Genomic DNA, 14,816 nt, shown 5'->3' with positions numbered 1-14,816 from the left:
GTCCTTACCATTTTATTTGGTCAATGAAATATCATTTTAATGTTGCATTAGAATATCCTTTTTGAAAGGCATGAGCAAATATCTTAATTACTAATGTAAAACTAAAATTATTGGGTGCTATAGTTTATTGAAACTATACGGCGATTAGGATAGTAATTTTCTGAATTACCATTCGGGTAAGTAGTCTGACTGTGTATTTGACTTAACTCTCCTTTCTGGTTAAATTGGTAGTTATAAGTCGTATACTCGCTATCGTTTCCTTCAGGTTTAATAGATGCTGTAAGATGTCGCGGAGCTTTACCTAATAATCCCGCATAAAGAGCTTCTGTGTGTAATGAAAGCGGATAAGTATCGAGTACATCTAAGCATGGTAAATTATATTGGGAGCTTTCCTCTCCGGGTTCATATAGTATTTTATTACTGATTCCATTGAGGCTAGAAGTAATGGATTGTAAGTCTCCATTGTTATAAGTAAGAGTTAATGTGGAATAAACCTCATTATTTATATTTTCAATAACTTCTGTCAGATACCCATCAGTTGAATAAGAAAATCTATATTCACGTTTCAGGTCGGATTCATCATATGTACATTGACTGGCATATCCTTCGGCATTCAGTATATAAGTGGATGTAGTCATCTCAGTAGCAGCAATTACTTTATTTTCAGAATAAGTAAGATTAACTTCATGATTAATTTCACTTTCCAATACTGTCTGCCGGACAGTATGTTTTAGCAATTGGTCCTGATCAAATAGAAACTTCTCTGTTTTACTAACAGGATAAGAATCATTAGTCATGGTTTCATTTAAAGTAATAGTCCATTGGTGGTTAGTGCTACTGTCTTTTTCTTCATCAGAACAACCGGATATTCCCCATATGAGACACAATAAAATGATAACTTTTTTCATTGTTGTTTACTTTAATTGTAATCCTCTCATAAACAGTCTGCTGGCAGGGCTACTTACGCTTTTTTCTATTTTAATGCTTTTGCCGGAAGTCGTTCCTTCTTCCGGATTCTCCGGTTCTACCGGTGGATAAGTGCCTTCTAAAACGCCGATAGCTATGCTTAATAAGGTTTCTTTTGGATCACCAAAGGGTAAGAAAGTAGAATAATCTGTTGAAGAACTGACAGAATAATTCGGTTCAAACTTTCCGTAGGTTACATGGTCCGAATTATAAACGGTACATACAACAGGATTGATAGCCCATAAAAACTCTTCATTGATAAATTTCTCCGTAGCTACATTCTGTCCTTTTGTAGAAGCACCAATAGCAATTACTTTTTGTATTTTGCCATTCAAATTGTTCATCAGCATTTCCGGTGCACCTGCTGTTTCTCCACTGATTAAGACAATTAGAGTATTCAGATCAAGATTTTTTCCACTCTTGAGAAGTTGCTGATCGAAAGTTAAAGTTGCATCCTTATCAATATTCTTATCGTTATACTCTAGAAATGTCATATTCTGGTCCAGATAATAAGACGGAACAAACATCGTACTTAATAGTTGTACACAATCTAAGGTTCCTCCCGCATTGTAGCGAAGGTCAAGAATAACTTTATTTATATTCTGTTGAGCAAGTTCGGCTGACCATTTACGTAGTTCATTGTTGTATTTTTCCGAATCATCCTTAGTTCCCGCTGTGAAACTGTTATACATCAGATAACCTACTTTTCCCGTACTTAAATCAAGTATCTCAGATTTATGAAAAGGATTATCTTCTACTATTTGGGCAGCTCCCATTTTTAGAGTAATATCATTAGGTACTACCTTATATATGGGGTCCGGTTGTTCCTCCCCTTCTTCTACTTCAGGAATAACCTCTTTCCACACTCCCATGACCAAGTCTCTTGCACGCGTACCCTGTAATAATTGAACTTCGTATTTCTTACTAATATAAGAAGTATCTACTTTCATAATCCAGTTACCACGTTGCAATCCGGCTTTTTCTGCAGGTGAGCCGGGAATCACATAAGTGATTAGTGCATTGTAAGCAGTATCAATATCCTGACTACGAACAAGTGAATAATCAAATCCATAAGTTGGTAGCGGAGTTTCCATGATGGAATCTACGAATGAGTAACTGTCGTAATTTGTTTTTACTTTGGACAGGAATGATGCTGGGTCTAAAAACAGATTTACGTTATTATAGGAAGGCATACTCTGATACCACAGATAGTTCTGTTGCATGATGTTGTACATCCAGGAATCAAGTGCAGTTTGATGTGCATATTCCGGCCAGCGGTCTACACCACAAGAGACAAAACCACTGATAAAAGTGATAATCAGGGCAGGTATGAGGAATATCTTTCTTAAATTCGTCATCATAAAAAGCTTTTCAGTGCGCAAATGTAGGAAATACTTTGCTTATCTACCACATTTATGGTATAAAAATGCCTTCAATATGTGATAGGCTGTTAGCGAATCATCCTTTATCTTTGCAACATCAAAGTTTACAATAGGTATTAACTCTAAATATTTAAACAGATGGAACCCAAGAAATTGCATTTTGAAACACTACAACTTCATGTAGGACAAGAAAATCCCGATCCCGCAACCGATGCGCGTGCCGTCCCCATTTATCAGACAACTTCGTATGTATTTCATGATTCGGCACACGCTGCTGCACGTTTCGGCTTGCAGGACCCGGGGAACATTTATGGACGTCTGACTAATTCGACTCAGGATGTATTTGAAAAGCGTGTGGCGGCTCTTGAAGGTGGAGTGGCAGCATTGGCTGTAGCTTCCGGCGCGGCGGCCATTACTTATGCTTTTGAAAACATTACCCGTGCCGGAGATCATATTGTTGCCGCTAAGACGATATATGGTGGTACATACAATTTGTTGGCACACACATTGCCTACTTACGGAGTGACGACTACATTTGTCGATCCTACGGATCTGCAAAACTTTGAACAGGCAATTCAGGAGAATACCAAAGCCGTTTTTATTGAAACATTTGGTAATCCAAACTGTAACTTGATTGACATCAAAGCTGTGGCTGATATAGCTCATCGTCATAAAATCCCTTTGATTATTGATAATACATTCGGTACTCCTTTTTTGATTCGCCCTATTGAGTATGGTGCTGACATTGTGGTTCATTCTGCAACTAAGTTTATCGGTGGTCATGGAACTTCATTGGGAGGTGTAATTGTTGATTCCGGAAACTTTGATTGGATAGCTTCAGGTAAATTCCCACAATTAACCGAACCCGATCCGAGTTATCACGGAGTGCGTTTTGTGGATGCGGCAGGTCCGGCGGCTTATGCTATCCGTATTCGTGCCGTTCTCCTTCGTGATACAGGTGCAGCTATCAGCCCTTTCAATGCTTTTATCCTTTTGCAGGGGTTGGAGACTTTGTCTTTGCGCGTGGAACGTCATGTATTCAATGCTCTCAAAGTAGTAAACTTTTTGAAGAATCATCCGAAAGTGGCAGTTGTTAATCACCCGTCATTAGCGGAACATCCTGATCATACTTTGTATCAGAAATATTTTCCTAACGGTGGCGGTTCTATTTTTACTTTCGAAATAAAGGGAGGAAAAGAAGAAGCCCATAAAGTGATTGATAGTCTTGAAATATTCTCTTTGCTGGCAAATGTGGCTGATGTGAAATCATTGGTAATTCATCCGGCAACGACTACTCATTCTCAGTTGAACGAGGCGGAACTTGCAGAACAAGGAATCAAGCAAAGTACGATTCGCCTGTCCATTGGTACGGAGCATATAGATGATATTATCGCAGATTTAGATCAAGCTTTAGCGAAAATTTAATCCTATGATGCAATGAATAGAATTATATCCAAGAAGTTCTTAATCAAAATCCTGTTGATGAATGTTATAACACCAAGATTAAAAAGGGAACCGGAATGGAACATAATAAAAGTATAGCTGCATTATTTTCAGGAGGTGTAGACAGCTCTGTTGTCGTACACCTTCTTTGCGAACAAGGATTTAAACCTCAACTTTTCTATATCAAGATTGGTATGGACGGGGCGGAGTATATGGATTGCTCGGCAGAGGAAGATATTGAATTGGCAACTGCAACTGCCCGTAAATATGGTCTGTCTTTAGAAGTCGTTGATTTGCACCGTGAATATTGGGAGAATGTTGCAGCTTATGCAATTGATAAGATTCGGAAGGGATTGACGCCTAATCCCGATGTTATGTGTAACAAGCTTATAAAATTCGGATGCTTTGAACAGCGGGTAGGGAAAGATTTTGACTTTACGGCTACCGGACATTATGCCACAACAGTGTTGCGCGATGGAAAAACCTGGCTTGGAACGGCCAAAGATCTTGTAAAAGATCAAACTGATTTTCTGGCACAAATAGATTATTTGCAGGTCTCCAAACTCATGTTTCCTATTGGTGGACTGATGAAGCAAGAGGTACGTGACATTGCTCAAAAAGCAGGACTGCCCAGTGCTAAAAGAAAAGATAGTCAGGGTATTTGCTTTCTGGGAAAGATTGATTATAATGATTTTGTCCGTCGTTTCCTGGGAGAAAAGGAGGGAGCGATTATTGAGCTGGAAACCGGCAAGAAGCTAGGCACGCATCACGGCTATTGGTTTCATACCATCGGGCAGCGCAAAGGTCTGGGACTTAGTGGTGGTCCCTGGTTTGTGATAAAGAAAGATATTCAGGAAAATGTGATTTACGTTTCCCGTGGATATGGAGTTGAAACGCAATACGGAAATGAATTCCGAATGAATGACTTTCATTTTATTACTGAAAATCCCTGGACTTCGGAGGCACAGGAAATTGATATTACTTTTAAGATTCGGCATACTCCTGAGTTTACTCAGGGAAAACTGACGCAAGAGGATAATGGGGGCTTCCATGTTTTGTCTGCTGAAAAGATACAAGGTATCGCTCCGGGGCAATTCGGAGTTATTTATGATGCAAAGTCGAAGATTTGTATTGGTAGTGGAGAAATAAAGTATTAATAGATAAATTCCATTACATTAATACAAAACTTTCTTTCTATTAACAGTAAACTTTCTGTCTGTTTGATATAAACTATAAACGCAAGTTGCAATTGTATAAATGCAACTTGCGTTTATACAATCAAAACTTGCGTTTATAGATTTGTTTTAAGGAAAAACAAGTTTTCTATTAAAGCAGAACAAGTTTATTAAAGGAGTTGAATAAGTTTTCTATTAATAGATTGGAAGAGAACTAATACTTGTTCTCTGATTTGGTTGTAGTAGTTACTGATAAATAACGTGAATTATATTTCTGATGTTGAAAGTATGGCTCATATCTTGCTAGAATCAATTTGTTTCCCTGGAGAGTGTGAAACGCGATAGTATTACCTCAATAAGATACATTATAATTCAATTTATAAATAACATAGTATTTATATAAATACAAGAGGCTTACTGATACTATATGTAAGTTGGAATAATAGTGTTAATATTCCGTATTCAGTTGAAAATGTTTTATCGGGTTGGTAGTCTATTAAGATGGAACTAGGCGGGTGGGTGTTTGGTCTGGTTGTTTTGTTTATTTTGTTTATTTTGACAATAATAGTGCGAATGGTATATAATGCGAATGGTATATAAGTGGAGAAGTCGGTAAAATAAAAGCCCCGCAGTTTATGTCAAATGCGGGGCTATGTGTCTAATAAGAATTTTAACTGAGTCTAAGAGATGTTTGATAAATCATTTCTCTTATTTCCTTCAATGCGTTTCAAAACTTCTTTTCATTATTACTTCCACAAGAATAAAAAGATTCAATGAGAATTCTTCTTTTTTTATTTTTATCTACTTCGGATATGCATAAAATAAAATACCGTTGTATTTACACCCGGAATAGTTAGGTATCTCTTTTTCATCTGTTATAAGGATACAGTTTAGAGTTTGTTCGTGAAAAAAGCCATGAACAGGTATTGTACCAGCAGGTGGAGTTTGATAAGGACTATATACATATCCCTCAATTCCTTCATATTGTGTCCATGGTAAGTATTGATTAAGTTCAGCTTCTCCACCTTTAACTATATATATATGGTCGTGTCCATTAACATCATAAACTCTATAGATTGGAATAGTATTTGGTTCTTGATTTTTATGTACATAAAACCAAACGCCGTGTTTTAATACATTGTTAGTCGAATAATTAAGATATTCTTTCAAGCTTGTTGTGTAAAGGCAATCATGGACATTTATATCAAATAATGCATACATCGGAACAAGATTCATTGTTTGAAGTTTTTTACCTTCTAAATAATTTTCAACTGCTTTTTTTATTTGTTGTTTTTTAGTAGCATCTGATATAAACTCGTATATAGGAAATGTTTTATTCCAATTAATATCCACTAATGCTGCATTTTTATCATTTACTGATTCTTCCCATTGAGTCTTGTTAAATTGTATACTTGTTAGTCCTTCATTTGAATTTAACGAATAATTAAGTCCACTATTAGTTCCTCCATGATAACTAATTTGAATATCCCAGTTCGAATTTCTCTTATTTAGATTTTTGATTTCTGTTGTTTCATGTGAACTACTTCCGTTAGCACCAAAGACTCCTATACTAGTTTTTGCCCCTGCTTCTACTATTTTTTTCTTTTCAGTGTTGTCGTCAGTTTCTGTTATTACAGATCTATAATTAAACTGTAAACGACCACCAATAGATATGTCGAGTAATACGTGTGTTCCATATTCTTCGACAAACTGTTTAGGTGTCATTGTATTTAAATTATTAATAAATGCAGGTGACAAATAAGGCTTTAGATCATTAGGGTCCACAATATCTAAATAAAGTCTCTTTATCCTTTTTATGATATCCACACGAGCAAATGAGTATTTGTTTGAATATGAATATCGCTCATTTTTTTCTTTTGTTACTTTAGCACTGCCAGATAATGATAGTGGTCCTATTTTAAAACTACTAGATCCTTCCGTTATTCTTTTATCTTTTATTTCTTGTAGAAATTCTTCGATGTTTGCACCTGCGTAGAATTCTTCATTTGCAATTATTGTTGCTGGGTTGTAAAAACGATCTTTATTATTTATGTCTTCAATAAAAGATTTGACATCTACAACCATTTTTTTTGCATTATCTACATGTAAATAATCGCCAGTGATATCATAACTAAAACCAAGTAAGTCATACTTACCATCTGCTGCTTGCCTGATGGTGGTTCTATTTGTACCAACATCAGGCGGTATAACCTCGTCTATATCTGAAGTACATGCCTGAAAAATAGCAATAACAATTAATAGGAAATAAATTTTCTTCATAATAATAGTTTTAAAGTTTAACAATATTGCAAATATAAATATTTTTTTTTATTAAAAAAAGAATGTACATAAATATATTAATATTTATATTTTTTCTATTATAAAATTAACTAGATTATTTCTTAAATGATTCCACATATTTTTCAAATTCTCAAATTGTTAAATGAAGATCTAAAGGATTTCAAAGATATAGGACCAAGAATGCGTGTAATATTCATTTTGCAGTATTTGGTATATTCAGAAGAAAGAGATGAAAATGAATCAGAACTGACTTTTAATCATATTTTAGTAAATTATACTTTCTCTATGTCTGCTTCTATAAACTTGAAATTTACAGGCAAAGAGTAAGAAATATTAGATAAAGATAACTGGATAAAAATGCATAATACTTCTATCAAGGTTTTTCAAAATGGATTTATTGAACGATACAAAATAGTGGAGCACTGTGAAGATAGATTCTAAATGTAGAAGAACGTAGTTGTGATATTCTCCTACTCTTATTACCTTAGTCGTTTTGCCATATCCGTTTTTCTATGGTTCAAAAAATAGATATGTGTACAGTGGAGAGCAAACGATCAATATAGTTTTTTATTAAATGAAAATAAAAACATTGTATTATGATAACATCACATCAAATAAAAGCAGCCCAATTGCTGTCTTTTCCTTTATTCTTTTATCATCATTCCTGGAAATGTGGATGATTAAATCAAGAACCTTTAGCATCCTGTAATTGATTAAAAGAAGTAATGGGGAATGTTTGGGTCCATAAAGGATACATCTCTGAGATTTTGTTCAATAAACTTTTTTTAATGAGATACATTTGGTTACGGTAATTGAAAAATATAAAAGAATGATATGTAACTCATAATAAAAGAATTATATTCAGAAAAAGTGCGATTATCAAAATGAACAATTATGACTGAAAAATATATGTTAGTTTGAGTAGTCACGTTATAGACTATTTGTAAGCTTTGTTTTAAACTTAGTCGGAGGCCTTACGGCATACACTTTCTTAACCCAAAATGTTCCCATTAGTGTTGAGTTTGAACCAAAGATATAGTTTTTATTCCATTTTAAAGTTGTCTAGAACCCAAGTTAAATACATTATAAATACTTGTGCATCATTACATTCTATTATTTTTCAAAGGGATTATCAGTCTGTGTCATCCAAGAGCATGGAAAAGAAGCTGCTCCTTCAGTACTAAATATAATACTCTGCTAAGTCTACGATGCCTGCCCGCATTGCATATTTGGTAGCTTCGTGTACATTATTCACGCCTAACTTCCGAAAGATGTTTTTTCGATGACTATTGATTGTATGGAAACTAAGATTCTTTTCTGCTGCAATTTCTTTAGTCGTTTTCCCCAGTGCTATTTCTTTCAGAATATTCTTTTCTGTTTGCGTCAGCAGATGATCTTCCACAGAGTTTGTAGCAGGGAAGCTATTGCCCGACAGCAGCAGGTTGCTGACATGATTGCAGATATACCGCTGTTTACGCGTAGCACACTGGATGGCGGTCATGATCTCTTCTTTAGAGTTATCCTTCATTATGACTCCGAAAGCCATGCTGCTGAATAGCACTTGGCGCAGAAAGTTTATGCTTAACTCATCCGAAAATAGAATCCAGTCAGTTTCTTTGAAGCGTTCCTGTAAAACAATTAATTCATCTGCTCCGGCAAAATCGAATAGAGTATAGTCCAGAATAACCACTGCTTGCGGATGCAACCGTAATTGCTGAATCAGCTCAACTTTATTGTCAGCTTCTAAAAGGGTGAATACATCCTTTTGTTTGCTTAACAGGAACATCATTCCCGCCTTACTGATATCTTGGTTGTCTGCAATGATAAATTCTCTCATAGGAATCAAGTAAATTAAAAACTCCGCTACAAATGTACGCATTTTGCGTGATTTGCAGCGGAGTTATTTTAAGATTCTTATACTCGGATTACCAAGAGCGTCCTTTGAAGATATTGGATTGGTTCAAAGGAATAATGTTTCCGTTCAATGTCAGATTATTACTATTGAAGTTAGGGCTGATTGTAACGGAAGCATTGTTGCTGCCACTACTCATGTTAATGAATACTTGAGCTGAGATGCCGATGCCTTGAACATTGAATGAACAGAATACATTTCCTTTACTATCAACATTCATCTTCATATCTGCTGCGTTACCGTCTACTGTTACACCACCAATACCGTTAGGGCCAGGATAAGAAGTGTTGAAAGCTGTTTGTACAGTAGCTTTCGTACCATTCATCAACACAAAGTTGGTGTTTGGAGTAACAAAAGCAGTCATACCATTTCTGAAAACAACCTGATTGGCTTCCATAACGAATTGTTTGTTTTTTAAAGCCTGTATAGCCTCTTGATAAGAAGCCATATCCTGTACTTGTTCTTCAGCGCGGAGTTTTGCTCTTTCAGCGTCTCTTTGAGCTTTTCTTTCTGCGCGGCGTGCGGCTGCGTCACTTTGTGCATACATCATTGTGCTTGCACTAACTAATACTAATGCTAATAATGCAATAAACTTTTTCATAACTTTTTTTTGTTTAGGTTTAATACGTTGTCCGTTTATTGCAAAACAAAGTGTATGTCAGATTGTTCACGAACGTCGTGCAATTTTATATCCGATTGCAGCGATAGCAATACTCATTAACGGGCTGATAATGTTGAAAAAACAATATGGAAGATACACGATTGTAGGGACACTCAAAATAGTGGCTTGCGTCATCCCACAACTGTTCCAGGGAATCAATACGGATGTCACAGTTACTGAATCTTCGGTAGTCCGACTTAACAAACAGCTTTCGTATCCTTTTTTATAATATATATTGCGGAATAAGTTTCCTGTGAGAATAATACTGATGTATTGGTCGGCAGTTGCCATATTCAGGAAAAGACCGGAGCAAACAGTTGCACCTACTACGCCGACGGTTTTTTTCATGAACCGGACGAAAAGCGAAGTGATGCTCCCTAACATTCCACTGGCTGTCATTGCTCCACCAAAACACATGGCACACAAAATCAACCAAACGGTATTCATCATTCCGGACATACCGCGTGTAGCAATTAAATCAGACAAGATGACATTGTCTGTTTGCAAACTTGTTTTTCCGTAGATGGTCATCATCAATCCTTTGAATAAGGATTCAAAATTGGATGCGGTAGTTCCTGCAATCTCTTGCAATAAATCGGGTTGGAGAATCAGAGCAAAAATACCTGCTAGTAAGGTTGATAAGAACAAAGTGATGATGGAAGGAACCTTACGGGCAATTAAAATCCCCGTTACCACCGGAACAATGAGCAACCAAGGAGTAATCAGAAACTTTTCTTTCAGTGCGGCTGCTACTTCTGCGACGTGTTGGGAGTTGCCTGCATCGTGAGAGAAACCTGCTACCGTGAATATAATTAAAGTGATGGTGATGGAAGGAACCGTTGTGATCATCATATACCGGATATGACGGAAAAGGGGTGTGTCGGTGACGGATGCGGCTAATATGGTGGTCTCTGATAAAGGAGAAACTTTATCACCAAAATAAGCACCGGAGATAATTGCTCCGGCTATCCATCCCTCTTCAAACCCTTGGGCTTTTCCAATCCCCATTAATGCAATACCGATAGTGGCAATCGTAGTCCACGAACTTCCGGTCATAACTGATATAAGAATACAGATGACACAGGTAGAAGCCAGAAAGAAGCTGGGATGTATGATTTGCATACCGTAATAGATTAATGTAGGCACCACTCCGCTGATCATCCAGATTCCGCTCAAAGCTCCAATAATTAGTAGAATAATGATAGCTGTTCCAACTCCGGCAATGTTGTTTGTAATGGCTAGTTCATAATCTTTCCAGGGAATTTTGTAAATAGACATACCAATGAGTACACAAACAGCTGTAGTGGTTAGCAGCGATATTTGACTTCCACCATTTAAGGCATCACTGCCGAATGTGTGGATGGTGGCAAACAACAATATTACCAGAACGATGATTGGTAACAATGAAACAAGCGGGGAAGGAATTTTATTCATTCTAATTTTATATCGTCTTATATTTGAAATAGTCTTTAAATTATAGAATGCAAGTAAGGTAAATTGTAGGTTAAGCTTCTATGCCGGTAAAAGTCTTTAAAGCATAGCCAATCAGGAAACTGACACCCGCAACACTAAAACTTAGCACTGCCATTTCGGTGAAACGCTTTCGGAAGCTTTCACCACGTGCCACTGAATAATAGTAATTAAACAATGCAATGATGATAAGTGCCATTGTGAGCATCACCCCTAATGCCAAAATAACATTGCTGATAAGTATAAAAGGTGCAACTAAAGCTGCTACAGTTATCAAATAAGCAATGCCCGTATATACTGCTGCTTTTACCGGTCGTTTTTTTATATCTCCTTCGGATTTAGTGGAAAGATATTCGGATGACGCCATGGATAAAGCAGCGGCAATGCCTGTGATGCTACCCGTCAGTGCAATTAATCTGTGATCACTTAATGCTAATGTGAATCCGGCTAACGCACCCGTAAATTCAACCAATGCGTCATTCAGACCTAATACGACAGAACCCATATATTCGAGCCGTTCTTCATTAATTAGTTCGATTAATCTCTGCTCGTGTACTTCTTCGTCACGGGCAAGACGTTGCAAGTCCGGGAAGTTTGTGTATTTTTCGTAATTATGATGAGCATTCTGTTCGCTCGATTCCATTAACTTAATGGTGAATGTAATGCCAAATATATGTGCCAGAAAATAAAATCGGGCAATGCGCTTACGGTCGGGAGTAATATCTTGTCCTGTATATTTCTTTAGGATTGCATAATGTGATTTTTCTTCAGTTGCTATTTGGTGCAGTACTTTGCGATTATTTTCATCTTTTTCGATGGAAGCCAGTCGTTCATATACAATGCTTTCTGTGATTTCATTTCGTTGAAAACGGATAAACTTTTCAATGTCTTGTTTGGATACATTCATTTCCATTATTATTTAGTTTTGTAATATTTTACGTTTTAGCCACCAATAGCGTATGAAGAGTATTCCTGTCAAGATCAATGCTATGGATAATCCGGTATAAAAGACAGATATGAAACTATCAGGCAATAAATGAAAACTACGGATGGTAATCCCTAATGAAATCATGAATACCATAATTATCCAGCTTTTTACATCGAAAAAAGAAAAAGGACAGTTTTTGTCTTCTTTCTTTCCTTCTATCCGACGGGTATGTTTATAATAGAGTCTTTTAAAGATTAATACGAAGAATAATAAGAAAACAATTGTTGCTTCACCTATTTTGAACATCCAATCCTGCGAACTGTGTGTCCAGGTGAAAATGCCTATTCGCAAAATATTAGCACCGGCTATCACCCAAACGATGCCTGCTGTGATAAGTAAGAACTGTCTATTTACTCCGTATTTCATAGCTTACTTTTATTTTTTTATTAAACGGTTTTATCGTCTGTTTTGTTGCGTCACTTTTTTGATAAAATCGTAATTAGTAGTGAGGTACAAGTAAGGCAAGCTCCGACACCAATAACACCGTGCCAGCCATAGAACTGCCAAAATGTTCCTGCTAAAAATGTTCCCGTTGCACCTCCGATAAAGTACGTAGTCATAAAAATTGTATTTATACGATTGGAAGCGCGAGGGTTAAGCTCGAAAATACTTGTTTGGTTACTGAGCTGGATGCATTGCATACCTATATCAATAACAATAATTCCTGTTATAATGCCTATATAACTGTTTTCTCCGACAAAGAATAATAACCAGGAAAATAGGATCAGTCCACAACCTATAAGATTGAATCGGCGTACACCTACTCGTTTGACATATTTTCCGACGAAAGAGGCTGTTAAGGCACCTGCAATTCCACAAAGACCTAATAACCCGATAACATCACTATTGGCAAAAAAAGGTGCTCTTCCCATTTTGAAGGCCAGGCAGGACCACATAGCGAGAAAAGAACCGAAGTTAAGCGCGGCACGTATAGAATAAATACGTAGTTGGGGGAATTCTTTGAGTAAGGAGAGCAGAGATTTCATCAGATCGCTATACTTTCCTTTGAAATTAGGCTGAATGTCCGGAAGAATTTTTAATACAATGATTGCACATACAAGCATCATGCCGGCGGCTATGTGATACATTTCCCGCCAACCAAACAGTTCACCTATAAATCCACTGATAACACGCGAGGCAAGAATCCCGGTTAAAAGTCCTGAAACAACTATTCCTACGTTTCTGCCTTTATTCTCCGGTTTGGAAAATTGGGAAGCAATCGGTATGAATATCTGGGGTATCACTGAACAGATGCCTGTAAAGAAGGAAGCTATGAGGATCAGGTGAATATTGTTTCCTAAGGCAATGGATAATAGTGATAGAATAAGAATTGCAAAATTAGTAAGAATAATCTTCTTGCGTTGGTATAAATCAGCGAGAGGAATGATAAATAAAAGTCCCACTGCATAACCTATTTGTGTTACCATTGCAATCAGGTTAGTCTGAAATTCCGATACGCCTAATTCCTGACGTATCATATTTAGTAAAGGTTGGTTATAATAGAGATTGGCTACTGATATGCCTGCAACAATGGCAAGTGTCCACAAGATAGATGCCGGCAATCCTCCGTTTTCTTTTAATAACTGTTTCATCTTGCAAAGATAGTAAATCTATTAGTCACTCAATGAAGAAAGCTGTGGAAACTGTATTCCCCTCACTATCTACCGCGGTTAGTGTGTGTTTGCCCGGAGTCGGTTGGATTGAAATCTTGTGAAAGTCTTGTGTTTGAGTCAGATAGGCATTGTCGAGATGCCAGAAGATAGTTTCATTGGAACTGCTATGTGCTAATTCTACAGTCATAAATCCTTTGCTACCGTCTAATTGCTTAGGAAGTTTGATTCGTGCATTCATAGAAGGATAAATAAACTGCATCGTTTGGAAAGCATCTTCTCCACAACCGGCTTTGAAGGGAGGTAATGGCTTATATTCCGGATGGTGTTGTTTGTAATACCACTCCCAAACAGGAGGAAGGGTAAACCATGATTTCTGAAAAGTAAGTTCCGTATTAGTACAGTTTTCATATACACGATGACTTTCGTCTGCCGACAGAGTAATTTGGCGGTGATACGGACAAGCTTCCGTCCGTAGTCCGGCGGGGAGAATCAAGAGAGTATCTGTTTCATCACAGAACCTTCCTTTCAGATGACCGGATTGCTTGCATACCTCTGCTTCAACAAAGATTCCGGTAGGGCGTTCGAACCACGGCGAAGAGGGGAGGAAGTTGAATATATCAAATAAGACGGGACCCGCAGTTTGTGCACCTACCAGTCCGGGCTTGCCTTCTCCGGTTGCATTGCCAACCCATACGCCGACTGCATAACGGGGAGTAACACCTACTGCCCACGCATCCCTGAATCCGTAGCTGGTTCCGGTTTTCCAGGCAATGGTCTGCATAGAAAGGATTGATTTCCAATCAATTTCTTCCGGACGATTTACTTCTGTTAATGCGGATAGGGTTTGCCAGACAGCACCGGCCGATTCTTCTTGTTCTTCTTTCCCGGAGGTGGAAAGATTCTCT

Annotated in this window: 11 protein-coding genes and 1 pseudogene; 2 read left to right on the top strand and 10 right to left on the bottom strand. The window is 37.2% G+C overall.

What is annotated here, in order from left to right:
• Positions 1 to 107: 107 nt before the first annotated feature.
• Both PHO71_RS15380 and PHO71_RS15375 read right to left on the bottom strand, forming a co-directional pair.
• The gene (locus tag PHO71_RS15380) at positions 108 to 908 is read right to left on the bottom strand and encodes a DUF4595 domain-containing protein (protein WP_300205002.1); all 801 of its coding nucleotides are present in this window, start codon (positions 906 to 908) and stop codon (positions 108 to 110) included.
• Positions 909 to 914: 6 nt separating this feature from the next.
• Complete coding sequence (locus PHO71_RS15375; RefSeq protein WP_300205000.1) at positions 915 to 2,327, bottom strand: S41 family peptidase; 1,413 nt, start codon at positions 2,325 to 2,327, stop codon at positions 915 to 917.
• A gap of 159 nt (positions 2,328 to 2,486) precedes the next feature.
• Here PHO71_RS15375 and PHO71_RS15370 point away from each other — a divergent pair, with 159 nt between their 5' ends.
• The gene (locus PHO71_RS15370; RefSeq protein WP_300204999.1) at positions 2,487 to 3,773 is read left to right on the top strand and encodes an O-acetylhomoserine aminocarboxypropyltransferase/cysteine synthase family protein; all 1,287 of its coding nucleotides are present in this window, start codon (positions 2,487 to 2,489) and stop codon (positions 3,771 to 3,773) included.
• A gap of 95 nt (positions 3,774 to 3,868) precedes the next feature.
• Positions 3,869 to 4,948, top strand: a complete 1,080-nt coding sequence (mnmA, locus tag PHO71_RS15365; protein ID WP_300204997.1) for a tRNA 2-thiouridine(34) synthase MnmA — start codon at positions 3,869 to 3,871, stop codon at positions 4,946 to 4,948.
• Between the two features lie 819 nt (positions 4,949 to 5,767).
• On the opposite strand, the gene PHO71_RS15360 is transcribed toward mnmA, so the two are convergent.
• From PHO71_RS15360 to PHO71_RS15325, 8 genes and pseudogenes are all read right to left on the bottom strand, one after another.
• A complete protein-coding gene (locus tag PHO71_RS15360) occupies positions 5,768 to 7,246 on the bottom strand; it encodes an MAC/perforin domain-containing protein (RefSeq protein WP_300204995.1) in 1,479 nt (492 codons plus the stop codon).
• Between the two features lie 1,201 nt (positions 7,247 to 8,447).
• Positions 8,448 to 9,104 carry a response regulator transcription factor gene (locus tag PHO71_RS15355; protein ID WP_300205106.1) on the bottom strand — a complete coding sequence of 219 codons (657 nt, stop codon included), beginning with the start codon at positions 9,102 to 9,104 and terminating at the stop codon, positions 8,448 to 8,450.
• Between the two features lie 88 nt (positions 9,105 to 9,192).
• On the bottom strand, positions 9,193 to 9,780 hold the full coding sequence (locus PHO71_RS15350) for a DUF4251 domain-containing protein (RefSeq protein ID WP_300204993.1): 588 nt from the start codon (positions 9,778 to 9,780) through the stop codon (positions 9,193 to 9,195).
• 66 nt (positions 9,781 to 9,846) lie between these two features.
• Positions 9,847 to 11,274 carry a Na+/H+ antiporter NhaC family protein gene (locus PHO71_RS15345; RefSeq protein WP_300204991.1) on the bottom strand — a complete coding sequence of 476 codons (1,428 nt, stop codon included), beginning with the start codon at positions 11,272 to 11,274 and terminating at the stop codon, positions 9,847 to 9,849.
• 70 nt (positions 11,275 to 11,344) lie between these two features.
• Positions 11,345 to 12,217: a VIT1/CCC1 transporter family protein gene (locus tag PHO71_RS15340; RefSeq protein WP_300205104.1), complete on the bottom strand. Its 873-nt coding sequence runs from the start codon at positions 12,215 to 12,217 to the stop codon at positions 11,345 to 11,347.
• 12 nt (positions 12,218 to 12,229) lie between these two features.
• Complete coding sequence (locus PHO71_RS15335; protein ID WP_300204989.1) at positions 12,230 to 12,664, bottom strand: hypothetical protein; 435 nt, start codon at positions 12,662 to 12,664, stop codon at positions 12,230 to 12,232.
• Positions 12,665 to 12,714: 50 nt separating this feature from the next.
• Positions 12,715 to 13,890 (bottom strand): MFS transporter, encoded by a 1,176-nt coding sequence (locus PHO71_RS15330; RefSeq protein WP_300204987.1) that lies wholly within the window; start codon positions 13,888 to 13,890, stop codon positions 12,715 to 12,717.
• A gap of 25 nt (positions 13,891 to 13,915) precedes the next feature.
• Positions 13,916 to 14,816: pseudogene (locus tag PHO71_RS15325) on the bottom strand (penicillin-binding protein 1C); the annotation flags it as partial.

Source organism: Bacteroides sp. (assembly GCF_028690125.1).
Classification (GTDB): Bacteria; Bacteroidota; Bacteroidia; order Bacteroidales; family Bacteroidaceae; genus Bacteroides.
This window is presented reverse-complemented; position numbering and strand designations above follow the sequence as displayed.